Below are 23828 nucleotides of genomic sequence, written 5' to 3'. Positions count from 1 at the left end.
GTTGCAAAAGATGCTCAAACGTTCACGATGGACGGGCAGGAACTGTCGTTGCGCTGCGTCATAGGTGAGATGTCGCCCGGCGGTAAATTGCGGAGCAACGGGGTCCGCTCAGAGACCCAACAGGAGAGGGTGCGACATGTCAGGCAATCAGTTCGAGATTCCGAAGGAAATGCGGTCGATGGCGGAAGCGAGCCTCGAACAGGCACGCAAGGCATTCGATACCTTCATCAGCAGTGCGCAGCAGACGGCGGCGGCGTTCGGCGGGGCGTCACTCGGCGGCTCCGGCGATGCGGCCAAGGAAATCAGCGCGAAGGCCATCGCGTTCGCGGAAAAGAACGTGCAGACCTCGCTGGCCTATGCGCAGCAGTTGATTCACGCCAAGGACCTCACCGAGGTGATGCGTCTCCACACTGAATACGTTCAGGGCCAGATGCGGGCTCTGGCCGAGCAGGCCAGCGAAATGGGTCAGGTTGTGACCCGTGCCGCCATGGATGCCGCCAAGCCCAAATAGTCCGTGGCTAGCCCCGGTCATTTTGGAGGATAGATCCGGCGCTTGCGCCGGATCAGGCATGCGGACGGCCCCGTGGTATTTTGTTGCATCGCACAAAATCTCCCATATAGTGCCAAATAGATACGGACCGGCGTCCGGCCTGTAGGCCTCACGCGGCCGGTTGCGCCGTTCCGGCGATTTCAATTCCAGACACGAGGACTGCCCTATGAGCGCGAACGATCCATTTGCTGTCGTCCCCTTCAAGGTTCCTGAGCAGCTTCGCGCGTTCACCGAGATGGGCATGGTCCAGGCTCGTGACGGCTATCAGAAGTTCAAGGACGCAGCCGTTTCCAACAACGGGGCTCTCGAGGCGCTGGTCGAGCAGGCCACCAAGGGCGCCGGCGATTTCACCTCGAAGATGATCGGCATGGCCCAGACCAACACCGAAGCCGCGTTTGCCTTCACCCAGAGCCTGATGGGTGTGAAATCGCTGCCGGAGGCCTTCGAACTTATGAACACCCATGCCCGCAAGCAGTTCGAGGTTTTGACCGCGCAGTCCCAAGACCTTGCGGCCATGACCCAGAAAGCTGCGGCTGCCGCCGTCGAGCCGATCGCCGCCGGCGCGGCAAAGGCCTTCAAGCCCGGCGTCTGATTGAGGCGTCTGGTCCTGGCAAAGGCGCGGCCGTGCCACTGAACCGTTTCTGTCGCCACGGTCACCCATAACGGGCTGTTGGCGACGCGATTTCGGCAGGTCAAAGCGTCTTGCCAAAGCGCGGCGTTGCACCTAGTTTCCCGCGAAATCGCCGCCCTCGGCGGGGCAGCCGGCCGGCTGCCATAGATTGAAAAATGCAGTTGTAGCTCAGCTGGTTAGAGCGCCGGATTGTGGATCCGGAGGTCGGTGGTTCGATCCCACCCAACTGTACCACTTCCAAAGCCCCAAAAATCCGAAGTCTCAGGCCGACTGCGCCAGCAGGACGCGGATTTCCTCACCTGTTGCAGGTCTGCTTTCGGGGTGGGTGAGCGTCGCGAAGGTTCCGATCGCGGCGGGCCGCCCGACCAGATAGCCCTGAACCTCGTTGCACAGTTCGGATTGCAGGAACGCCAGCTCCGCCGGTGTCTCGACGCCTTCCGCCAGCACCGGCAGACCGAGACCGCGGCCGAGACCCAGCACGGCGCGCACAATGGTCGCGGCCTGCTCGTTGGTGTTGACCGATTTGATGAACGAACCGTCGATCTTGATCTTGTCGAACGGGAATGCGCGCAGGTTGGAGAGCGACGAGTAGCCGGTGCCGAAATCGTCCATCGCGATATGCACGCCGAGCGCCTTGATGCGCCGGAGTGTGGTGAGCGCGCGGTTGAGATCGCGCACCAGCGCGGTCTCGGTGATTTCGAGTTCGAGCCGGCCGGGTGCGAGGCCGGTTTCCAGCAGCACCTCATGCACGAGCTGCACGAAATTCTCGTTGTAGATCTGGACCGCCGACACGTTGACGGCGATGGTCAGCGGCTGCGGCCAGCTCGCGGCCTGCTTGCAGGCCTCGCGCAGAACCCACTCGCCGATACCGAGAATGGCGCCGGTTTCTTCCGCGATCGGGATGAAAATGGCCGGAGAGATCGAGCCGCGGGTCCTGTGATTCCAGCGCAGCAGGGCCTCGAAGCCGACCACGGTCCTGCTCTGAATGTCTTGCTGCGGCTGATAGACCAGATTGAACTCGCCGCGGGACACTGCCTGCCGCAGATCGTGCTCCAGCACGCGGCGGTCGTGAACTTCCGCGCCCATCTTCGCTTCGAAGAAGCGGTAGGTGGCGCGGCCTTCCATCTTGGCGCGGTAGAGCGCCGTGTCGGCGTGGGTCAGCAATGTCTCGCGATTGTCCGCATCGTCGGGGCAGATCGCGATGCCGATGCTGCACGACGTCATGTTCTCGCTTTCGGATTTATCACCGTCGGAACGCAGCGCCTCGATAATGCGCTCGGCCAGCCGTCCGGCCGTGGCCGGGTTCGACAGTCCGGGGACAAGGACCGCGAATTCGTCGCCGCCGAGGCGCGCGACCATGCACGTCTTGTCGAGGATCGCGGTGACGCGTGAGGCGACGGTCTGAAGGACCTTGTCGCCGGCCGCGTGTCCGAACAGATCGTTGACCTCCTTGAACCTGTCGAGGTCGAAGCAGAGCACGGCGCACTTCTGCCCGCCTGCCATGGTGGCGGCGATCTCGTGATCGAGCCGCGCATGGAACGTGCCGCGGTTCGGCAGCGAGGTCAGCGCATCGTGATGAGCGAGATAGCGGATGTGCTGCTCGGCCTTCTTGCGCGCCTGCAGGTTGCGCACGGCGATGACGTGATGCGCCTGCCCGGCGAAATCGATCGGACGCAGGATCAGTTCGACCGGAATCATCGACCCATCGGCGTGACGAAGATCGGCCTCCACCGGCTGGTTCGGGGCGGCGAACAGTTTCGCGCGCGCGCCGGCGTCCGGAATGTACGATTGCAGGTTCGTACCGATCAGCTTGTCCGATGTTGAGCCGACGAGCTGCGCGAAACTGGTGTTGACGGTCACAGCGACGTCGCCGTCGCAGACCAGAAGGCCTTCGACCGCGGCATTGGCGAGACCGCGCATGCGCTCGGCTTCGAGCATCGAGCGGCGCTGGTCATGAATGTCGAGGGCTGCGGCGCCGATCGCCAGCAGAATAATTGTGAAGCTCGAGACGGCTACGCCAATGGCGAGCCAGGTGGTGGGGATCGCGGATTGCGGGATCGTGACGGTCGGATCGGGAATGATCGCGACTGCGCCCATCGCCGTGAAATGATGACTGCAAATTGCCAGCGTCAAAAGTACTGCACCCGCAATCCGCCATCGCTGTGAATCGCCCCGCAAACCAGCCGGCAGCGCCGCTGCGCCGATCAGCGTGCCGAGCAGAATGGATGCGGCAACGAGTGTTGAATCCCACAGGATGACGCCGCCGATCTGGAAAGCCGCCATGCCGAGATAATGCATGGTGGCGATACCGCCGCCGACGACAGCGCCGCCGAGCCACGGGCCGAGCCGCCATTTGGGCTGCATCGACATGGCAAGACCGGCTGCGGTGAGCAGGATCGCAGCGGCAAGGGACAAACCGGTGAGTGCGATGTTGTAGGCGCTCGGAATGCCGGGCGAATAGGCGAGCATCGCGATGAAATGCGTCGACCAGATGCCGAAGCCCGTCGAGATCGCTGAGATCGCGAGCCAGACCGGACGCATCTGGCGCGTCGCGTGACGGGCATGGCGCAGCAGGCCGATGGCGGCAAGCGAAGCCAGCGTGCAGATCACAGCCGCGAGCCCCACGAGCCAGAGATCATGGGCGGTGGCGATACAATTGTAGACCTTGAACATCGAACAGCCTGCACGCGAGAAACAAACGGTTACCTCGGCAGGTAAGTGGAATTGCGTAAGAACGCGTAAATTCCTGATCTGGCGTTTGATCGATAGAGGCGCGCGCGATCGGCTAGGATCGGATGATGTGTGTACGCGAGGCGAACAAATCAAAAAATGGCTGCGGCGCAGGCGTTACTGTCGTGAACAGATCGTCAATAGCCGATGCTGAACAGCTAACACGCGATCAACCATGTTCTGAATACGTCACGATGGCTGTCGTTTCCCTAGCGGTCAGCCCGGCTCACCACATCCATCAGTTCGGCGATCTTGCGCCGCTGGTCCGCCTTGTCACCCGACAAGATCGCGTGCTCGACGCAATGCGCGACGTGATCGCGCAGGACCTCTTCCTCGACCCGCCGCAGCGCTGCACGTGCGGCGGCGATCTGCGTGACGATGTCGATGCAATAGCGATCGTCTTCGACCATGCCTGCGAGACCGCGAACCTGGCCTTCGATCCGTTTCAGCCTCTTCAGGCACGATGACTTGATTTCCTGTCGCATGTTGTACTATATACCCCTATAGGGTATAAGTTGCAAGTGGAGAATTGGAATCGTGGCGTCATCGGATCATCGGGAAAACGGCAAGGCCGGTTGTTGCGGCGGACATGGCAATCAAGGTTCCGGCGGTCACAGCCACGGCAAGCCCGAGTACGGACACGCTCATCACGGCGCGCATGGTCATTCGCACGCAGCGGATCAGGCAGGCGCAGGCGTCCTCGATCCCGTCTGCGGGATGACCGTCACCGTCGCGACGGCCAAGCATCGCTTTGCCTACAAGGGGGAGGATTATTTCTTTTGCTCGGCAGGCTGCCGCACAAAGTTCGAAGGCAACCCGGAAAAGTATCTCGCGCCCAAGTCGTCACAGCCGGATGAGAAGCCGCCGGAAGGCACAATCTACACCTGTCCGATGCATCCCGAGGTGCGTCAGGTCGGGCCGGGTAGCTGTCCGATCTGCGGCATGGCGCTCGAGCCCGAGACCGTTTCGCTCGACGATAAGCCCGATCCCGAACTGATCGACATGACGCGCCGCTTCTGGATTGGTCTCGCGCTGACGCTGCCGGTGTTCGTCATCGACATGGCCGCGCATCTCGGCGGCATCCACCTGCTGCCGCTGCAAACCTCGAACTGGCTGTCGTTCGCGCTGGCGACGCCGGTGGTCCTGTGGGCCGGATGGCCGTTCTTCGAGCGCGGCTGGCACTCGATCAAAACGCGCAATCTCAACATGTTCACGCTGATCGCGATGGGCACAGGCGTCGCTTACATTTACAGCGTGGTCGCGACGCTGGCGCCGCAGGTGTTTCCGGACGCATTCCGCGATCATCACGGCGCGGTCGCGGTGTATTTCGAAGCTGCCGCCGTTATCACCGTTCTCGTCCTGCTGGGTCAGGTGCTCGAACTGCGCGCCCGGGCGCGCACGTCAGGCGCGATCCGGGCATTGCTCGGCCTTGCGCCGAAGACGGCGCGGCGCGTCTCGCAGACCGGCGACGAGGACATCGATATCGACGCCATCGCGGTGGATGATCTGCTCCGGGTGCGGCCGGGCGAAAAGGTCCCGGTCGATGGCACCGTCACCGAGGGATCGTCGCTGGTCGATGAGTCCCTCGTCACCGGCGAGTCGATGCCGGTGAAGAAGGCGATCGGCGCACAGGTGATCGGCGGCACTGTCAACCAGAGCGGCGGCCTTGTGGTCCGCGCCGACAAGATCGGCCGTAACACCATGCTGGCGCGCATTGTCGATCTCGTGGCGCGGGCGCAGCGCTCGCGTGCGCCGGTGCAGCGGCTCGCCGATCAGGTCGCAGGCTGGTTCGTGCCGGTGGTTATCGCGGTGGCGCTCGCGGCGTTTGCGGCATGGGCGGTGTTTGGTCCCGAGCCCCGATTCACCTATGCGCTGGTTGCCGCGGTGACTGTCCTCATCATCGCGTGTCCCTGCGCGCTCGGTCTTGCGACTCCGATGTCGATCATGGTCGGCGTCGGCCGCGGCGCGCGCTCGGGCATTCTCATTCGCGACGCCGAGGCGCTGGAGCGGATGGAGAAGGTCGACACCCTGGTGATCGACAAGACCGGCACGCTGACCGAAGGCAAGCCGAAGGTGGTCGCTGTGATCGCGGCCGATGGCTTTGATCGGGGTGAACTGCTGCGGCTGGCCGCAAGCGTCGAGCGCGCCAGCGAGCATCCGCTGGCCTTCGCGATCCTGAATGCCGCGAAGGAAGAGAGCATCGAACTTCGCGATGTGCAGAACTTCGACTCCCCCGCGGGCAAGGGCGCCAGCGGCACCGTCGGTGGCCGCAAGGTCGTGCTCGGCAATGCCGCGATCATGCAACTGTCGAACGTCGGCATTCAGACACTGGAAGCCGATGCACGCACCCAGCGCGAGCGCGGGGCCACCGCGATCTATGTCGCGGTCGATGGCCGCGCCGCCGGCGTCATTGCGATTGCCGATCCGGTCAAGCCGAGTGCGCCGGAAGCGCTGAAGCAGTTGCGTGCAAACGGACTGCGCATTGTCATGCTGACCGGTGACAATGTGACGACGGCGCAGGCGGTGGCGAGGACGCTCGGCATCACCGACGTCGAGGCCGACGTTCTGCCCGAGCGCAAGGGCGACGTGGTCACAAGGCTGCGCGGCGAGGGCCGCGTGGTGGCGATGGCCGGTGACGGCATCAATGACGCTCCGGCGCTTGCTGCGGCCGATGTCGGCATCGCCATGGGCAGCGGCACCGATGTGGCGATCGAAAGCGCGGGCATCACGCTGCTGCGCGGCGATCTGATGGGGCTGGTGGAAGCCCAGCAACTGTCGCGGGCGACGATGCACAATATCCGCCAGAACCTGGCGTTTGCCTTCCTGTACAACGCAGCCGGCATTCCGGTCGCGGCGGGTGTGCTTTATCCGGTGTTCGGGATTCTGCTGTCGCCGATGATCGGTGCTGCGGCCATGGCGCTGTCGTCGGTCAGCGTGATCGGCAATGCGCTGCGGCTGGCGCGCACGAAGCTTCAATCATAAGAGGCTTCATTCGAAGTTGTTCGGGTGATGCGCGATAGCAAGGGAACATGCGCATGAAAAAAGGCCGGGCTAAAGAGCCCGGCCTGTTTAGTTTTTGGCCACGTGAGGCCGACACAATCACCTTCCAAGAGGGATAACTGAGCGCGCGTTCCGCTGGAGGAGGGGGACAGTGCGCAGAACGCTCATTCAGTGTGGGGAGAGTATGGTCCGCGATTTCCCATGCGGACAACTCCGATCCCGGTATGTCAGTCATGCTCAGGATGCGGGCTCAAACGTTCGTTTGAACCCGTTCCAGACACCGTCAGGACGGCCAGCGCTGCGCCTTACTCACGATAAAATCACGGAAAACCTGCACGCGCGCCACGGACTTCAATTCTTCGGGATAAACAAAATACGTATCCAATTGAATCGAGTCGGCCTCGCTGAAGAGCTGCACCAGCCGGTTGTTGTCCTCCACCAGGTAGTCCGGCAGCGCAGCGATGCCGAGGCCCTGCTGGCAGGCACGCACCAGCCCGAGGATGTTGTTGACCTTGAACACCGGCTCGCGCGGGCCGGAACCATTGGTGTTGGCCTCGATCAGCCAGTTCCGGTTTTGCAGGTGCTGCGGCACGTTCTGGTCGCTGAGCACGATGATCCGGTGCGCGTCCAGTTCATCGAGCGTGCGCGGGGTGCCGTGCCGCTTGACGTATTCCGGCGAGCAATAGGCATGGAAGCCCATCGAGAACAGCTTGCGCTGAATGAGATCCGGCTGGGTCGGCTTGCGGGTGCGGATCGCCACGTCGGCTTCGCGCATCGACAGGTCGAGTTCTTCGTCGGTCACGATCAGCGAAATGCGGATGTCCGGATACAGCGCGGTGAATTCGCCGAGCCGCGGGATCAGCCAGTTGATGCCGACGCCCGGCGTGGTGGTGACTTTGAGGTCGCCGCTCGGCCGCTCGCGGCTGTCGGTGAGCTTGGCGCGCGCCGCCTGCAACTGCATGAACACGTCATGCGCGGTGCGGAACAGCAGATCGCCCTGCTCGGTGAGGATCAGTCCGCGGGCATGGCGGTGAAACAATGACACCGCCAGTTCCTGCTCCAGCGCGCTGACCTGGCGCGAGACGGCCGACTGCGACAGCCCGAGTTGTTCGCCTGCATGGGTGAAGCTTCCCGCTTCCGCAGCCGCGTGAAAGACCTTCAGCTTGTCCCAGTCCATATCGCTTAATCCATCGCGTGTTCGAGGCATGGTCACTCCGCCGCTGCGCGTTCGGTGGCGCTGTGCGCCAGGAAGCGTTCCGCTTCCAGCGCCGCCATACAGCCGAGGCCCGCAGCCGTCACGGCCTGGCGATAGGTTTCATCCGCGACGTCGCCCGCGGCAAAGACGCCGGGCACCGAGGTCGCCGTGGAATGCGGTGCGATCTCGATATAGCCGGAGGGCTTCAGTTTGAGCTGGCCGGCGACGAGTTCGGTCGCCGGAGCATGGCCGATGGCGACGAAGACGCCGTCGGCGGCGTGTTCGGTCACCGCGCCGCTCTTGATGTTTTTCAGGACGACGTGGGTCACCTTGGAGGGATTGTCCTGGCCGCGGATATCCGCGACTTCGCTGTCCCAGATCACCTTGATCTTCGGGTGCTTGAACAGGCGGTCCTGCAAAATGCGCTCCGCGCGCAGGCTGTTACGGCGGTGAACCAGCGTGACCTGCGAGGCGAAGTTGGTCAGGAACAGCGCTTCCTCGACGGCGGTGTTGCCCCCGCCGACCACGAACACTTCCTTGTTGCGGTAGAAGAAGCCGTCGCAGGTGGCGCAGGCTGAGACGCCGAAGCCCTTGAACTTCTCCTCGAAAGGCAGTCCGAGCCAGCGCGCCTGCGCGCCGGTGGCGAGGATCACCGTGTCAGCCAGATAGACGTCGCCGCTGTCGGTGGAGATGCGGAACGGACGCTGGCCCAGTTCGAGCTTGTTGACGTGGTCGGTGACGATCTTGGTGCCGACATGCGCCGCCTGCTTCTCCATCTGCTCCATCAGCCAGGGGCCCTGGATGACGTCGGCAAATCCCGGATAGTTCTCGACGTCGGTGGTGATGGTGAGCTGGCCGCCGGGCTGAATGCCCTGGATCAGCACGGGCTCGAGCATGGCGCGTGCGGCGTAAATCGCGGCGGTGTAACCCGCCGGTCCAGAACCGATGATGACAACCTTGGCATGAATAGGAGCGGCCATAGCCCGACCCTTAGGAGTTTGTTGCATGGATTGATCAGCGAAGAGGCGGGAAATGCCCGCAAAGGCATCGCTGGGGCGTTAAAAGTATCAGTTCCGAATGTAGGCCATCTTGCGAGCTATGCAAGATATGCAACCCCTATCATGAAATTTTCCCCAGCTAGCCATGAGATAGCGTATCGCGCGAAATAAAATTGCGCGAAGCCGTGCCGCTGGCTAGAACAGTTTTGCAAAAGGCCGGAAATATCCGGTCGCCAAGGGATTAGGTGTCCGTGTCAAAGAGCCTCGACGAAATCGACCTGAAAATACTCAATGAGATTCAGGCTGATGGCCGAATCACCAATGTCGAACTGGCCAAGCGGGTGGGCATTTCGCCGCCGCCCTGTCTGCGCCGGGTCCGCACCCTGGAGGAGGAGGGCTATATCCGTGGCTACCGCGGGCTGCTGGACCCGCCGTCCCTCGGTTTCGACGTCACGGTGTTCGCCTCGGTGCATCTGTCCAGCCAGGCCGACGCGGACCTGCGCGCGTTCGAGGAATTCGTCCGCCACGAGCCGCTGGTGCGCGAATGCTGGATGCTGTCGGGCGAGATCGATTTCATCCTCAAATGCGTCGCGCCGGACATGGCGACCTTCCAGAACTTCGTCTCGCACCTCACCGCCGCGCCCCACGTGCGCAACGTGCGAACCTCGCTGGTGCTGCACAACTCCAAGAATGCGCCGGATGTCCCGCTCGAACTGAAAGTCCCGCACAACTGAAGTGCCTGGCAGAGTGCGCGTTTCGGCATGGTGCCTCATCAGCGCGGAGGCATTCTCCCGCGCAGCGCGAGCCTCTAAAAGCTGAGGGCCGGGCGCTTCCCCGGCCAATTGCGTAATGGGGCTGACGTGACTTTATTTCAGATCGTCGTTCTGGCGGTGGCAGGTTTCGCCGCCGGCACCGTCAATGCTGTCGCCGGTGGCGGCACGTTCATTACGTTCGCAGCGCTGGTCGTCAGCGGCCTGCCGACGCTCGATGCCAACGCCACCAGCGCGGTCGCTCTCACGCCTGCCAATCTCGCGAGTGTCGCGGCCTATCGCTCCGAGGTTCGCACCTACTACCGCGAGATGATCCCGTTCGCGATCATCGGATTGATCGGCGGAGCAGCCGGCGCCCTGTTGCTGATCGGGCTGGGCGACAGCGGCTTTCGCCCGCTGGTGCCGTGGCTGCTGCTGGTGGCGACGTTGCTGTTCGCATTCAGCAACCAGATCCGCGCCTTCGTCGAACCCTGGTCGCGCGGACAGCGTGCGGGCGCACGGATCGCAGCCTACGGGCTCATGATGGTGGTCGCGATCTATGGCGGATTCTTCGGAGCCGGCACCGGCATCATGATGCTCGCGGCACTGGCCATTCTCGAAAGCGGCAATTTTCACAAGGCAAATGCGACCAAGATCCTTGTCGCGTTTCTGATTCAGATCGTGTCGGCAACGCTGCTGATCGCCGGCGGTCTTGTGCACTGGCCGCAGGCGCTGGTGACGATCGCCGCGTCCGCCGTCGGCGGATATTACGGGGTCACGCTCGCGCGCCGGGTGCCGGAAAAAATAATCCGCGCCGCGGTGGTGGCCGTCGGCGCGGTTTTGACTGTCGTGTTCTTTGTGAAGTGACGCTTACGCCTTGTTGCGCAGAGACGCGTCGAGGCTCCACGGACCAGGACCTGCGGCTGCGATATAAAGGCAGGCGAAGCAGAACAGGGCCGCTGCAGTGCCGCCATTGATCAGCGGCAGGAAAACCGCGCTGCCGGTCTTGAACATGTGTCCGAGGAAGTAGGCGAAGGCCATCTGGCCAGCCAGAATGAAAGCTGCGAACCGCGTGAACAATCCGAGCAGCAGCAGTGCGCCGAAGACCAGTTCTATCGTTCCCGCGACCACGATCAGCGGCGGAATGTTGGCGAAGTACGGCAACACCGGAAATTTGAAGATTTTCGCGACGCCGTACTGAAACAGCAGCAGGCCGGTGAAGATACGAAACACGCTCAGAAGCTGAGGCCGGTACGGAGCCAGAAAATTCTCATACTGCATTTGGTTTCCCCCAATTGAATCCACGCGATTTGATATCGTGACCGACGCGGAAGCAATAGCGCTGCTGCCTGGAAATCCGATGACGATTTCGTGGGGCGGTCCGGAATAAGTCCAAGGTGACAGTGTTACGCGTGTGCCCTGGTTTCCGGCTGGAAACCGCTACTTCTTCTCCGGCTCGCTCTGCGGAATGTCCGTGCCAACGCAGCGGATGGCCTTGGGCTGACAGGCAAACCCGATGTTCGAGCAGGTCGGCCCTTTGCCGTCGGCGCCGCGCGAGCAGTTCACGCAGTCGTCGGTCCAGCGCATGCAGTTCGGCTGGTTGACGTAGACCGACAGTTCTTTCGGTTTGCCGGGCGGCGGGATTTCGATTTCGGCGGCATGCGCGCTGGCGGCAGTCAGCGCAACGGCCAGTATCAGCATTGTCGGGCGGAAGCGCTGCATCGCGTGTCTCATTGCTGCCAACACCTCAACCTTACAGCAAAACAAAAGCAAATGGCCGGGGTGTCCCGGCCATTTTCGTTGAATTGCGTTGCTGCAAACAGGCGGATTACTTCCAGTCCACCTTGGTGATCTCGTAAGCCTTGGCGCCGCCGGGTGCGACGACTTCGACGGACGCGCCCTTCTTCTTGCCGATCAGCGCGCGCGCGAGCGGCGAGGTGATCGAGATGCGGCCCTTCTTGGCGTCCGCTTCGGGCTCGCCGACGATCTGCCAGACCGCCTTCTTCTCGGTGTCCTCGTCGATCAAGGTGACGGTCGCGCCGAACTTGATGGTGTCGCCGGAGAGCTTCGAGACGTCGATGATGTCGGCGCGCGCGAGCTTGTCCTCGATCTCCGCGATGCGGCCCTCGTTATGCGATTGCGCTTCCTTCGCGGCGTGATACTCGGCGTTTTCCGACAGGTCGCCGTGCGAACGCGCTTCGGCGATCTGCTCGACGATGCGCGGGCGATCCACCGACTGGCGCTGCTTCAGTTCAACTTCCAGTGCGGCGTAGCCGCTCTGGGTCATCGGTACCTTTTCAACCATTTCGTCGTCGTCCTTCAGTTTCGCGGGCGGCGCTGCCGTGGCCGCGAAACGTTTCGATGTGATCCCGTTGGCAATCGGCCGCTGGGGGACAAAAGGAACATCGCCGCGGCGGGCGGTTCCCGCCGCAAGTCCCACTTTATACTATGCCGGCCAAGCGAACCGGCTAACAATTCAGAGATCGGGAAAGTAACCTTGCAGGGTACGGACCTCGAGGTCCCCGCCCAGATAGGCGCGGATGCCCTGCGCGGCCGCCAGTGCACCTGAAAGAGTGGTGTAATATGGCACTTTATGCAAGAGGGCAGCGCGTCGCAACGAGCGGCTGTCAGCGAGCGCCTGTGGCCCCTCGGTGGTATTGAAAACGAGTTGCACCTCGCCGTTGGTAATTGCGTCAACAATGTGCGGGCGGCCTTCCAGCACCTTGTTGATCTTTTCCGCCGGTACCCCGTTCTCCACCAGGAAACGCTGGGTGCCCGAGGTGGCGATCACCTTGAAGCCGAGCGAACTCAGCAGTTTCACCGCGTCGAGGATGCGCGCCTTGTCGGTTTCGCGCACCGACACGAACACGGTTCCCTTGCGCGGCACGCGTGTGCCGCCCCCGAGCTGGCTCTTGGCGAACGCGACGGCGAAGGAGCGATCGATGCCCATGACCTCGCCGGTCGATTTCATTTCCGGTCCGAGCACGGTATCGACGCCGGGGAAGCGCGCAAACGGGAACACGGATTCCTTGACGCCGACATGGTCGAGCTTGCGCGGCTTCAGCTTGAAATTGGCGAGCTTCTCGCCGGCCATGATGCGGGCGGCGATCTTGGCGACCGGAATGCCGACCACCTTGGCGACGAACGGAACGGTGCGCGATGCGCGCGGATTGACCTCTAACACGTAGATCTCGCCGTCCTTGATGGCGTACTGCACGTTCATCAGGCCGACGACATCGAGGCCGAGCGCGAGTTCGCGGGTCTGGCGTTCGAGTTCGGCAATCACCGCAGGCTCGAGCGAATGCGGCGGCAGCGAGCAGGCCGAGTCGCCGGAGTGAATGCCGGCTTCCTCGATGTGCTCCATGATGCCGACGACGAAGGTGTCCTTGCCGTCGCACAGGCAGTCGACATCGACTTCGGTCGCGTCGGACAGATAGCGGTCGAACAGCAGCGGGTTCTTGCCGAGCACGGTGTTGATCTGGCCGGTCTTGTCGTTGGGATACCGCGCCTTGACGTCGGCGGGCACGAGCTCCGGCAGTGTGCCGAGCAGGTAATCGCCGAGCTGGAACTCTTCGCGGATGATCTGCATTGCGCGGCCGCCGAGCACATAGGACGGACGCACGACCAGCGGCAGACCGAGATCAGCGGCCACAAGGCGCGCCTGCTCGACCGAATAGGCGATGCCGTTCTTGGGCTGCTTCAGGCGCAGCTTGTCGAGCACGCGCTTGAAACGGTCGCGGTCTTCGGCAAGGTCGATGGCGTCGGGCGAGGTGCCGAGGATCGGCACCTCGGCGGCTTGCAGCGCATGCGCGAGCTTCAGCGGGGTCTGGCCGCCGAACTGCACGATGACGCCGTGGAGCTTGCCGTTGCTGCGCTCGGTGTCGATGATCTCCAGCACGTCCTCGGCGGTCAGCGGCTCGAAGTAGAGCCGGTCCGCGGTGTCATAGTCGGTCGACACGGTTTCCGGATTGCAGTTGACCATGATGGTCTCATAGCCGGCGTCATGCAGCGCGAAGCAGGCGTGGCAGCAGCAATAGTCGAACTCGATGCCCTGGCCGATCCGGTTCGGACCGCCGCCGAGGATGATGACCTTGTTCTTGTCCGACGGTGCGCTTTCGTCCGCGGCCTTGCCGGCGAACGGGGCTTCATAAGTCGAATACATGTAGGCGGTCGGCGAGGCGAACTCGGCGGCGCAGGTGTCGATGCGCTTGAACACCGGACGCACGTTCATGCTCCGCCGCAGTGACTTCACTTCGGCCTCGGTCTTGCCGGCCAGCACCGCCAGGCGCGCGTCGGAGAAGCCCATCGCCTTCAGCGTGCGCATGCCATGGGCGTTGCCGGGCAGGCCGTGCTTCTTGACCTTGTCTTCCATCTCCACGATGCCGCGCATTTCGGCGAGGAACCACGGGTCGATCTTGCACGAGGCGAAGATCTCTTCATTGGTCCAGCCGAGCCGCATCGCCTGCGCGACCTGCAACAGCCGGTCGGGCGTCGGCGTGCCGAGCGCTGCGCGCACGGCATTCTTGTCGTCGCTCTGGCCGAGGCCTTCGATTTCGATTTCGTCGAGGCCGGTGAGACCGGTCTCCAGTCCGCGCAGCGCCTTCTGCAAGCTCTCCTGGAAGGTGCGGCCGATCGCCATCACTTCGCCGACCGACTTCATCGAGGTGGTCAGGGTTGTGGAGGCGCCGGGGAATTTCTCAAACGCGAAGCGCGGAATCTTGGTGACCACGTAATCGATGGTCGGCTCGAACGACGCCGGCGTCGCGCCGCCGGTGATGTCGTTGGCGATTTCGTCCAGCGTGTAGCCGACTGCGAGCTTGGCCGCGACTTTCGCAATCGGAAAGCCGGTGGCCTTCGAGGCCAGCGCGGAGGAGCGCGACACGCGCGGATTCATTTCAATGACGACCATGCGGCCGTCCGCCGGATTGACGCCGAACTGCACGTTCGATCCGCCGGTCTCGACACCGATCTCGCGCAGCACCGCCAGCGAGGCGTCGCGCATGATCTGGTATTCCTTGTCGGTCAGCGTCAGGGCAGGGGCGACGGTGATCGAGTCGCCGGTGTGCACGCCCATCGGATCAAGATTCTCGATCGAGCAGACGATGATGCAGTTGTCCTTCTTGTCGCGGACAACTTCCATCTCGTACTCTTTCCAGCCGAGCACCGACTCCTCGATCAGCACTTCGTTTGTCGGCGAGGCATCGAGGCCGCGCTCGATGATGTCGAGAAATTCCTCGCGGTTGTAGGCGATGCCGCCGCCGGTGCCGCCCATGGTGAAGGATGGACGGATGATCGCGGGCAGGCCGATTTCGGACAGCGCCATCATGGCCTGGCCGAGCGCGTATTCCTGATAGCGCTTGCGGCGGTCGCCTTCATGCAGCACCCACTGGCGCTCATGTTCGGCCAGCGCCTCGCCGGAGAGCTTTTCTTTCTGGGCGAGATACTCGTCGCGATACTGCTTCTTCAGCGCGGAAGCATTGGCGAGCCGCGACTTCGGCGTCTCGAGGCCGATCTTGGTCATCGCCTCGCGGAACAGCTGGCGGTCTTCGGCCTTGTCGATCGCGTCGGCGGTGGCGCCGATCATCTCGACGTCGAATTTCTCCAGCGTGCCCTGACGGCGCAGCGACAGCGCGCAGTTCAGCGCGGTCTGGCCGCCCATGGTCGGCAGCAGCGCGAAGCCGCCGGGAAGGACATGGCGTTCCTTCTCGATGATCTTGGCGACGATTTCCGGCGTGATCGGCTCGATATAGGTCGCATCCGCCAGTTCCGGGTCCGTCATGATGGTGGCCGGATTGGAATTGACCAGGACGATCCGGTAGCCCTCTTCGCGGAGCGTCTTGACCGCCTGGGTGCCGGAATAATCGAATTCGCAGGCCTGGCCGATCACGATGGGGCCAGCGCCGATGATGAGGATCGTCGAGATGTCTGTACGTTTAGGCATTGTCGCTCAATAGTGGATCGAATTGAAGTTTGCGACAGCAAAGACGGGGCGCCGCGCTGAAACCCTCTCCCCGTGGGGGAGAGGGTAGGGTGAGGGGGTTCTATGGTGGACGGACGGGCTCGTGTCCTGCGCCAAAGGATGACCGACGCGGAAAAGCTGATGTGGAGCAGGCTCCGTAGCCGCCGGTTGGCTGGCGTCAAGTTCAAGCGACAACAGCCGCTTTTCGGTTACATCGTTGATTTTGTCGCTCCGGACCGGAAGCTGGTGATTGAGATTGACGGTGGGCAGCATGCCGAACAGAACGATCAGGATGCCAAACGTAGCAGAATGATTGAAGAATCCGGATATCACGTCATCCGCTTCTGGAATCATGACGTTCTGGGCAATATCGACGGCGTTCTTCAGACCGTTATTCAAGAGCTGAACATCTCCCGATGAGCCCCCTCACCCCAACCCTCTCCCCGCCGGGGAGAGGGGGCAGGTCGCGGCTAGGTCAAAAACTGGGCACAAAAAAAGGGCGCGCGTTCGCGCGTCCTTTGAACCCGGCGCTTGGGGGGCCATGCGCGCGGGGTGTCTTTAGACCAGATTCCCGAGCGGTGAAAGGCTTTTAAGGCCGCAATTAACCGGCATTTTTATGCAGTTTCGGGCTTTTTGCTCGCCATGTCCGGCGCCGTCGCCACGAAGGTCATGCGGGCCGGGTTGTAGCCGACATTGGTTTTGGCCCGCGAAGGCGAAAAACCCGCGGCCTTCAGCTTCGCCATCATCTCCGTTTCGCTGTAGCGTTGCAGCCCGATGCTCTGGCGCAACTGCCAGTAATCCGAAAGCGCGGTGCGCGCGAGGCCCCACAGCGCGTCGGTCAGGAAGCCGTTTTTGGCCGCAAGTTTGAGCAGCGCGATCACGTCGGTGGCGGCGCCAACCTCCGGCCGCAGGATGTCGCCGAGCACGAGCTTGCCGCCCGGCTTCAGGATGCGGCGCATCAGGCCGAAGGCGCGGTCGAGTTCGGCCGGCGTCATGTACTGCGCGACCGAAATCATTACCGCGAGATCGACAGAACCGTTCGGCAATTGCGGGAGGTCGTCGAGGGAGCGGACCTCGATTTTCGGGTTCGGGCCGAAGCGGGCGGTGAGCCGTCCGCGCACACCGGGAGCGGGCTCGGCAAGAATGAGTTTCTGACAGGCGGCGGCGACCTGGGCGGCGGACAGCGCCTCGCCGCAGGAATAATCGAGCACGACGGCGTCGGGCGAGGCCACATACGCGAGAATGTCACTGGCGATGACGCGAAAATGCACGTCGCGATGCAGCTTGCTGACATAAATCGTATGCGTTGAATCGTAATAGTCGATCCAGTCGTCCATCGGCCTGTCCGGATTGGCATTTATCCTGAAAGCGGGAAGCTCGTTTTCAGGAAATCATGCATCAAAATGAGATGTTCCCATGCGGGAACTGGCGGGTACAGGGAGGCGTTAGAAGGTCTGGCGATCCCTGTCCATCGCCCGATCTGTATCTCCTAGCAGGAAGGCCCCGCCGTGAGCAAAACCAGGACCAGCGTTTCCCCCGACCTCGATACGCCCACCGACCTCGACACCGCAGACGTGGCCAAGGTGTCTGCCGCCCTCAACGCGCTTCTGGCCGATGCCTTCGCGCTTTATCTGAAGACCAAGAACTTCCACTGGCACATCAGCGGGCGGCATTTCCGCGACTATCACCTGCTGCTGGACGAACAATCCGATCAGATTTTCGCGACTACCGATGTGCTGGCGGAGCGTGTCCGCAAGATCGGCGGCAGTACCATCCGCTCCATCGGCAACATCGCCAAGCTGCAGACCATCAAGGACAATGACGAGAAGTTCGTGCCGCCGCGCGAGATGCTGCGCGAACTCATGAACGACAACAAGAAGGTCGCCGCCGCGATGCGCAAGGCTCACAAGATCTGCGACGACGCCGAGGATGTGGCCTCCGCCAGCATCCTTGAGAACTTCATCGACGAAACCGAGCGGCGGACCTGGTTCCTGTTCGAGGCCAGCCGTCAGGAAGGCGGCAACGAAGCCTGATCTCCAAGAACGTCGCGCTCCGGAAAAACGCCCGCCTCGCAGCGGGCGTTTTGTTTCATTCCGATCTGTCTTCGGCCCATGCTAATAAGGTGTCCCGCTTTCGCGGGGCGGGGTGGAGACATTTCTTGCACGCATTCGAATGGCTGATCGGCCTGTTGATGGGCGCCATGCTGCTGTCGGGCCTGGCGCGGCGTCTTGGCGTGCCTTACCCGACCTTTCTGGCGCTTGGCGGGATCGCGATTGCGTTCCTGCCCAATTCACCCAACTGGACGCTTGAGCCGGATCTGGCGCTGGCGCTGTTTGTCGCGCCGGTGCTGCTCGATGCGGCGTTCGACACGTCCACCCGCGATCTGCGGGACAACTGGCTTCCGGTCGCCATGCTGGTGGTGGCTGCGGTCGGTGTCACCACCGTGGCTGTCGCCGTCGTGGTGCGCTGGCTCGTGCCGGAGATGCCGTGGGCCGCGGCGGTCGCGCTCGGCGCCATCGTTGCGCCGCCGGACGCCGCCGCCGCGACCGCGATCCTGCGCAGCGTCCGGCTGCCTTACCGCATTCAGAAGATTCTGGAGGGCGAAAGCCTGCTCAACGATGCCAGCGCGCTGCTGATCTATCGTATCGCCGTCGGCGCAGCGATGGCGTCATCATTAAGTCTGGAGAGCATCGCTCCGGCGCTCACGCTGTCGCTGATCGGCAGTGTCGTCGCCGGCTATGTGCTGGCGCGGGTGGTGATGCCGCTGCTGACGCGGATCTCCGACGTGCCGACCGCGATCATCATGCAGTTCGCGACAACGTTTGTTGTCTGGATCATCGCCGAGAAGCTGCAACTGTCGGCCATCCTGACCATCGTGGTCTATGCCATCGTCATCTCACGCAGCGTGCCGATGCTCACCTCGGCGCGAATGCGCGTGCCGTCCTATGCGGTGTGGGAAACGGTCGTCTTTCTTCTCAATGTGATGGCGTTCGTGCTGATCGGAATGCAGTTGCGGCCGATCTGGAGCGGACTGGGCGACGGGTCGGTCCGCCAGCAGTACTGCATCGTCGCCGGCATCGTGCTGGTGACCGTGATCGTGGTGCGGATTGTCTGGATGATGTGTTACATCACCGTCGTGCGCGCGAAGCTCCTGCGCTACGGCTACAACCCGGAGCGGAAATCCGACGTTCCATCGGTCAAGAGCAGCCTGTTGATCTCGTGGTGCGGGATGCGCGGCATCGTCACGCTCGCGGCTGCGTTCGCGCTGCCGGTGGGCTTTCCCTATCGCGATCTGATCCTGCTCACCTCCTTCGGGGTGGTGCTGGGCACGCTCGTCATTCAGGGGCTGACGCTGCGGCCGCTGATCGACTGGTTTGCGCTGGATGATGGCGATCCGGTCGGTCAGGAGATCGGCTGGGCGCGCCGCGCGGCCTTGCATGCGGCGCTGGAAGCGATCGACGGCAACACCTCGCCCGAGGCGGAATTGCTACGGCTTGAATACCGGCAGTTGCTCGATCAGGCCGAAAGCAATCCGGATGGTCTAATGTCGAGCGAACTGCCTGCCGATCCTGTGCGGTTGCAGGCGATCGATGCCGCGCGCCGTGTGCTGTTCGAGATGCGCGACTCCGGTGAAATCGGCGATGACGCGTTTCACCGGCTGGAGGAGGAGTTCGACTGGGCCGAACTCAGCGCGGCGAAGTCGTAAGGCGAAGCGGGTTTGCGAACTAAGCCCGCTTCTTCTCGCGCATCAGGTCGGCGAACCGCCGGAACAGGTAATGCGAGTCGCGCGGGCCGGGTGAGGCCTCGGGGTGGTACTGCACCGAGAACACCGGCTTGTCGTCCAGCGCGATGCCGCAGTTCGAGTCGTCGAACAGCGAGATATGCGTCTGCGTGACGTTCGTTGGCAGCGTGGTCTTGTCCACCGCGAAGCCATGGTTCATCGACGTGATCTCGACCTTGCCGGTGGTGAGGTCTTTCACCGGATGATTGGCTCCGTGATGGCCCTGATGCATCTTCATGGTCTTGCCGCCGACGGCGAGGCCGAGCATCTGGTGGCCGAGGCAAATGCCGAACGTGGGCGTTCCGGACTCGATCACCTTCTTGATGACAGGCACGGCGTATTCGCCGGTCGCCGCCGGATCGCCGGGGCCGTTCGACAGGAACACCCCGTCCGGCTTCATCGCCAGAATGTCTTCGGCTGATGTCTTCGCGGTGACAACCGTGACCTTGCAGCCTTCGCCCGCCAGCAGGCGCAGGATGTTGCGCTTGATGCCGTAGTCGATGGCGACGACATTGAATTCCGGCTTGTCCTGCTTGCCGAAACCCTTGTCCCACTCCCACGGCGTTTCGTCCCAGTTGAAGCGCTGGGTGCTGGTCACCATCGGCACGAGGTCCATGCCCTCGAGGCCGGGCCATTCGCGCGCTTCTTCCTTGAGGCCGTGCAGATCGAACTTGCCGTCCTTGTTATGGGCGATCACGGCGTTGGGCATGCCCTTGCTGCGGATCAGCGCGGTCAGCGCGCGCGTGTCGATGCCCGACAGGCCGATGATACCGCGCGCCTTCAGCCATGCATCGAGATGCCTGGCGGCGCGATAGTTCGACGGATCGGTGATGCCCGCGCGCAGGATCACGCCGCGTGCGCCCGGCGTTGCCGCCATGTTCACCGTTTCGATATCTTCATCGTTGGTGCCGACATTCCCGATATGCGGAAATGTGAAGGTGATGAGCTGCCCGGCATAGGATGGATCGGTGAGGATTTCCTCATAACCGGTCATCGCCGTATTGAAGCAGACTTCGCCAACGGCCTGGCCTTCCGCACCGAGGCCGAAGCCTTCCAGCACGGTGCCGTCGGCGAGCACGAGGAGCGCGGTCGGTTTGAGGTCCGGCCAGGCTGAGGAGTTATCTGATGTGGTCATAAGCCCATCACATAACCCCTGTGCCGCGGCGCGTCAAAGGCGGAACAGGTATCTTTCATCAGGTTTTTTGGCGTTTTCTGGAAAAATTGACAGGTGTCAAGAGAACCCTAATCTGCGCCTCCACGCGGTCACCCGGCGACACGATGTACCGCGGTAAGGCAGGAGACATACTTTATGAGTTCAACGGGCACCGCGCCGGAATTGCATCACCTTCATTCGGGCGGAACGATCGGAAATCTGATCGTCAATGCGGTGGGCCGGTATGCCGACCAGCCTGCCATTGCCGACGGCAAGGTGCGGTGGACCTACCGCGAACTCGGCGACACCATCGGCCGGTTCATCAGCCTGTTTCGCTCGCTCGGCCTCAGGAAGGGCAGCGCGCTCTCCATTCTGGCCAGCAACCGCGCCGAATCCTGGGCCGCGATCTGCGCCGCGCTGGTGATGGGCGTGCGCTACACGCCGCTGCACCCGATGGCGGCGGAGGACGACCACGCCTTCATCATCGAGGATGCCGAAATCGATCTTCTGATCGTGGAGGGTGCCAAGTTCGGCCCGCGCGGCATGGCGATCAAGAGCCGGGTGCCGTCGCTCAAGAATCTCTACTCGATCGGGCCGATGGACGGCGTGCGCGACATCATGCCGGACCTCGCCACTGTGAAAGCCGCGCCGCTGGTCGATGAAAGCTCGTCTCACGAGATCGCGTTTCTGGCCTACACCGGCGGCACCACCGGCCGCTCCAAGGGCGTGATGCTGCCGCACCGCGCGCTGGTGACCATGACGCTGCTGCTCTATTCGGACTGGGACTGGCCCGAGAAGATTCGCTTCCTCGCCGCGACCCCGATCAGCCACGCCGCCGGTGTCACGCTGTTTCCGGTGATGATGCGCGGCGGCCTGATGCGCCTCGTGCAGGGCTTCGAGCCCGAAATCTATGCGGGCGTCGTCGCGGCGGAGAAGATCAACTCGACCTTCCTGGTGCCGACGCTGATCTATGCGCTGATCGACAACGAAGACCTGCGCAAGCGTCACGATATGTCGTCGCTGGAAATGATCGTCTATGGCGCCGCGCCGATGTCGCCGGATCGCCTGCTGGAGGGCATGAAGATTTTCGGCAAGGTGTTCGTGCAGCTTTACGGCCAGACCGAAGCGCCGCAATGCATCACCTCGATGCGCAAGATCGACCATGACGAGACCAGGCCGCAGCGGCTCGGCTCCTGCGGCCGCGCCAGCCCGTTCGTGGATGTGAAGCTGTTCGATGCGGAGATGCGCGAGGTCGGGATCAACGAGCCGGGCGAAATCTGCGTGCGCGGTCCGCTGGTGATGGACGGTTACTGGAAACGTCCCGATGCGAATGCCGAAACCCTGAAAGGCGGCTGGCTGCACACCGGCGACGTCGCGGTGAAGGACGAGGAGGGCTACTTCTATATCGTCGACCGCACCAAGGACATGATCATCTCCGGGGGCTTCAACATCTATCCGCGCGAGGTCGAGGATGCGCTGATGTCGCATCCCTCGGTGGCGTCCGCCGCCGTGATCGGCATTCCCGACGACAAGTGGGGCGAGGCAGTGAAGGGCTTCGTGGTGCTGAAAGCCGGCGCCAACAGCGGCGTCGCCGAGTTGCAGGCCCATGTGAAAGACAAGCGCGGCGCGCCATGGTCGCCGAAGACCATCGATTTCGTCGAGGTCATTCCCGTGACCGGGCTCGGCAAGATCGACCGCAAGGCGCTGCGCGCGCCGTACTGGGAAGGCCGCAAGCGCGGCGTGGCGTAGTGGAAAGGATTCGGCCTCGCGATATGTGAGACATACTCAGGCTGTCAAGCCCGGCAATGACAGAACAGGAAGGTTCGCATGCTCAATTCGCTTCCCGTCGTACTGGTGCCTGGTCTTGCGTGCTCGCCGCGGATTTACGAGCCGCAGATCCCGTCGCTGTGGCGGCAAGGTCCGGTGGTCATCGCCAACCATGCCCGCGGCGGCGACATGGCGACAATCGCGCGGCGCATCCTTGCCGAGGCGCCGCTGCGCTTTTCGCTCGCTGGCCATTCGATGGGCGGCTACATCATCTTTGAAATGTTCCGGCAGGCCCCGGAGCGCATTTCACGGCTCGCCTTCCTGAACACATCGGCGCGGCCCGAAATGCCGGAGCTCACCGAGAAGCGGCGGGCGATGATCAACGAAGTGAAGCAGGGCGGCTATCGTGCCGTGATGGATCGCCTGTTTGCGAACTTCGTGCATCCCGCGCTGGCGCGCGACGAGCACCTGCACCGCATCGTCCTCGACATGGCGGACGATGTCGGTCCCGATGCCTTCGTCTGGCAGCTCGAGGCGATCTCGGGGCGCATCGACTCCCGTCCGACCCTGGCCACGATCAAGTGCCCGACGCTGGTCCTCACCAGCGACACCGACAACATGATGCCGCCCGATGCGTCGAGCGAGATCGCGAACGGCATTCCGGGTGCGAAGCTGGTCACCATCCAGGATTGCGGTCATCTGACACAACTCGAGAAGCCGCAGGCGGTGACGGATGCGCTGCTCGACTGGCTGGAGATGTGACGGCGTTGGTTGTGCGGGCTGGCAAAACGCCCTAAATGAACGGCAATCCGATTTGCCGCGAGGGAGAGACCGATGCTGCGCGATGCCATCAACAACGCCGTCAAGGACGCCATGAAGGCGAAGGACGAGCGCAAGCTCTCGACGCTGCGCATGGTCAACTCGACGCTGAAGAACTCGGACATCGAGGCGCGCGGGCAGGGCAAGCCGCCGCTCAGCGACGAGGACATTCTCGGCGTGCTGCAAAAGATGATCAAGCAGCGTCAGGAATCGGTCGAGCTTTACGACAAGGGCGGCCGCGCCGAACTCGCCGCGCAGGAGCGCGAGGAGATCGCGGTGATCTCCGCCTATCTGCCGAAGCAGATGTCGGACGACGAGGTGAAGGCTGCGATTGCCGCCATCGTGACCGAGACCGGCGCCGCCAGCATGAAGGACATGGGCAAGGTGATCGCCGCGCTCAAGGCGAAGTACGCCGGCCAGATGGATTTCGGCAAGGCCAGCGGCCTTGTGAAGGCCGCGCTGGCGGGTTAGTTCGGAAGACACCCCACCCGGCTGA

The 23828-nt window shown here is 62.9% G+C and carries 21 protein-coding genes and 1 tRNA gene; 12 read left to right on the top strand and 10 right to left on the bottom strand.

Annotation, left to right across the window (positions count from 1 at the left end):
* The first annotated feature begins 136 nt into the window (after positions 1 to 136).
* The 3 genes from ACP7AL_RS01410 (at position 137) to ACP7AL_RS01400 (ending at position 1415) form a co-directional block, all read left to right on the top strand.
* Positions 137 to 511 carry a phasin family protein gene (locus tag ACP7AL_RS01410; RefSeq protein ID WP_006022127.1) on the top strand — a complete coding sequence of 125 codons (375 nt, stop codon included), beginning with the start codon at positions 137 to 139 and terminating at the stop codon, positions 509 to 511.
* A 205-nt stretch (positions 512 to 716) separates the two neighbouring features.
* Positions 717 to 1142 carry a phasin family protein gene (locus tag ACP7AL_RS01405; RefSeq protein WP_006022126.1) on the top strand — a complete coding sequence of 142 codons (426 nt, stop codon included), beginning with the start codon at positions 717 to 719 and terminating at the stop codon, positions 1140 to 1142.
* A gap of 196 nt (positions 1143 to 1338) precedes the next feature.
* Positions 1339 to 1415 (top strand) — tRNA-His (locus ACP7AL_RS01400).
* A gap of 27 nt (positions 1416 to 1442) precedes the next feature.
* On the opposite strand, the gene ACP7AL_RS01395 is transcribed toward ACP7AL_RS01400, so the two are convergent.
* Both ACP7AL_RS01395 and ACP7AL_RS01390 read right to left on the bottom strand, forming a co-directional pair.
* The gene (locus ACP7AL_RS01395) at positions 1443 to 3854 is read right to left on the bottom strand and encodes an EAL domain-containing protein (protein ID WP_425988060.1); all 2412 of its coding nucleotides are present in this window, start codon (positions 3852 to 3854) and stop codon (positions 1443 to 1445) included.
* 266 nt (positions 3855 to 4120) lie between these two features.
* Positions 4121 to 4396 carry a metal-sensitive transcriptional regulator gene (locus ACP7AL_RS01390; RefSeq protein WP_425988058.1) on the bottom strand — a complete coding sequence of 92 codons (276 nt, stop codon included), beginning with the start codon at positions 4394 to 4396 and terminating at the stop codon, positions 4121 to 4123.
* A gap of 52 nt (positions 4397 to 4448) precedes the next feature.
* On the opposite strand from ACP7AL_RS01390, the gene ACP7AL_RS01385 reads away from it, so the two are divergent.
* Positions 4449 to 6893: a heavy metal translocating P-type ATPase gene (locus ACP7AL_RS01385; protein ID WP_425988056.1), complete on the top strand. Its 2445-nt coding sequence runs from the start codon at positions 4449 to 4451 to the stop codon at positions 6891 to 6893.
* 301 nt (positions 6894 to 7194) lie between these two features.
* On the opposite strand, the gene ACP7AL_RS01380 is transcribed toward ACP7AL_RS01385, so the two are convergent.
* On the bottom strand, positions 7195 to 8118 hold the full coding sequence (locus tag ACP7AL_RS01380) for a LysR family transcriptional regulator (RefSeq protein WP_006022122.1): 924 nt from the start codon (positions 8116 to 8118) through the stop codon (positions 7195 to 7197).
* A gap of 2 nt (positions 8119 to 8120) precedes the next feature.
* Entirely contained in the window at positions 8121 to 9086 is a 966-nt protein-coding gene (trxB, locus tag ACP7AL_RS01375; RefSeq protein WP_024574329.1) for a thioredoxin-disulfide reductase, read from the bottom strand.
* A 269-nt stretch (positions 9087 to 9355) separates the two neighbouring features.
* Here trxB and ACP7AL_RS01370 point away from each other — a divergent pair, with 269 nt between their 5' ends.
* Positions 9356 to 9838 (top strand): Lrp/AsnC family transcriptional regulator, encoded by a 483-nt coding sequence (locus ACP7AL_RS01370; protein ID WP_024919922.1) that lies wholly within the window; start codon positions 9356 to 9358, stop codon positions 9836 to 9838.
* 126 nt (positions 9839 to 9964) lie between these two features.
* A complete protein-coding gene (locus tag ACP7AL_RS01365) occupies positions 9965 to 10720 on the top strand; it encodes a sulfite exporter TauE/SafE family protein (protein WP_425988053.1) in 756 nt (251 codons plus the stop codon).
* A 3-nt stretch (positions 10721 to 10723) separates the two neighbouring features.
* On the opposite strand, the gene ACP7AL_RS01360 is transcribed toward ACP7AL_RS01365, so the two are convergent.
* The 4 genes from ACP7AL_RS01360 to carB all read right to left on the bottom strand — a co-directional run bounded on the left by ACP7AL_RS01360 (position 10724) and on the right by carB (position 15794).
* Positions 10724 to 11134 carry a DoxX family protein gene (locus ACP7AL_RS01360; protein WP_425988051.1) on the bottom strand — a complete coding sequence of 137 codons (411 nt, stop codon included), beginning with the start codon at positions 11132 to 11134 and terminating at the stop codon, positions 10724 to 10726.
* Between the two features lie 159 nt (positions 11135 to 11293).
* The gene (locus tag ACP7AL_RS01355) at positions 11294 to 11575 is read right to left on the bottom strand and encodes a hypothetical protein (protein ID WP_425988048.1); all 282 of its coding nucleotides are present in this window, start codon (positions 11573 to 11575) and stop codon (positions 11294 to 11296) included.
* 106 nt (positions 11576 to 11681) lie between these two features.
* On the bottom strand, positions 11682 to 12158 hold the full coding sequence (gene greA, locus ACP7AL_RS01350; protein ID WP_006022116.1) for a transcription elongation factor GreA: 477 nt from the start codon (positions 12156 to 12158) through the stop codon (positions 11682 to 11684).
* 171 nt (positions 12159 to 12329) lie between these two features.
* Positions 12330 to 15794, bottom strand: a complete 3465-nt coding sequence (gene carB / locus ACP7AL_RS01345) for a carbamoyl-phosphate synthase large subunit (RefSeq protein WP_425988046.1) — start codon at positions 15792 to 15794, stop codon at positions 12330 to 12332.
* 138 nt (positions 15795 to 15932) lie between these two features.
* Between carB and ACP7AL_RS01340 the strand changes: the two genes are divergently transcribed.
* Positions 15933 to 16232, top strand: a complete 300-nt coding sequence (locus ACP7AL_RS01340; RefSeq protein ID WP_425988044.1) for an endonuclease domain-containing protein — start codon at positions 15933 to 15935, stop codon at positions 16230 to 16232.
* Positions 16233 to 16426: 194 nt separating this feature from the next.
* On the opposite strand, the gene ACP7AL_RS01335 is transcribed toward ACP7AL_RS01340, so the two are convergent.
* Positions 16427 to 17149 carry a class I SAM-dependent methyltransferase gene (locus ACP7AL_RS01335; protein WP_425988042.1) on the bottom strand — a complete coding sequence of 241 codons (723 nt, stop codon included), beginning with the start codon at positions 17147 to 17149 and terminating at the stop codon, positions 16427 to 16429.
* Between the two features lie 171 nt (positions 17150 to 17320).
* On the opposite strand from ACP7AL_RS01335, the gene ACP7AL_RS01330 reads away from it, so the two are divergent.
* Positions 17321 to 17845: a Dps family protein gene (locus tag ACP7AL_RS01330; protein WP_425988040.1), complete on the top strand. Its 525-nt coding sequence runs from the start codon at positions 17321 to 17323 to the stop codon at positions 17843 to 17845.
* Positions 17846 to 17970: 125 nt separating this feature from the next.
* Positions 17971 to 19518, top strand: a complete 1548-nt coding sequence (locus ACP7AL_RS01325) for a cation:proton antiporter (protein ID WP_425988038.1) — start codon at positions 17971 to 17973, stop codon at positions 19516 to 19518.
* Between the two features lie 19 nt (positions 19519 to 19537).
* Here the strand turns inward: ACP7AL_RS01325 and carA are convergent, their stop codons facing one another.
* Positions 19538 to 20728, bottom strand: coding sequence for a glutamine-hydrolyzing carbamoyl-phosphate synthase small subunit (gene carA, locus ACP7AL_RS01320; RefSeq protein WP_425988036.1), 1191 nt, complete (start codon positions 20726 to 20728; stop codon positions 19538 to 19540).
* Positions 20729 to 20902: 174 nt separating this feature from the next.
* Between carA and ACP7AL_RS01315 the strand changes: the two genes are divergently transcribed.
* The 3 genes from ACP7AL_RS01315 to ACP7AL_RS01305 all read left to right on the top strand — a co-directional run bounded on the left by ACP7AL_RS01315 (position 20903) and on the right by ACP7AL_RS01305 (position 23803).
* A complete protein-coding gene (locus tag ACP7AL_RS01315) occupies positions 20903 to 22495 on the top strand; it encodes an AMP-binding protein (protein WP_425988035.1) in 1593 nt (530 codons plus the stop codon).
* A 78-nt stretch (positions 22496 to 22573) separates the two neighbouring features.
* Positions 22574 to 23275, top strand: a complete 702-nt coding sequence (locus ACP7AL_RS01310) for an alpha/beta fold hydrolase (RefSeq protein ID WP_425988034.1) — start codon at positions 22574 to 22576, stop codon at positions 23273 to 23275.
* A 72-nt stretch (positions 23276 to 23347) separates the two neighbouring features.
* Positions 23348 to 23803 (top strand): GatB/YqeY domain-containing protein, encoded by a 456-nt coding sequence (locus ACP7AL_RS01305; RefSeq protein WP_425988032.1) that lies wholly within the window; start codon positions 23348 to 23350, stop codon positions 23801 to 23803.
* Positions 23804 to 23828: the final 25 nt, after the last annotated feature.

Source organism: Afipia sp. DC4300-2b1, assembly GCF_049895725.1.
Lineage (GTDB): Bacteria > Pseudomonadota > Alphaproteobacteria > Rhizobiales > Xanthobacteraceae > Afipia > Afipia broomeae.
The sequence above is the reverse complement of the archived record's forward strand: the minus strand, read 5'-3'. Positions and strand labels throughout refer to the sequence as shown.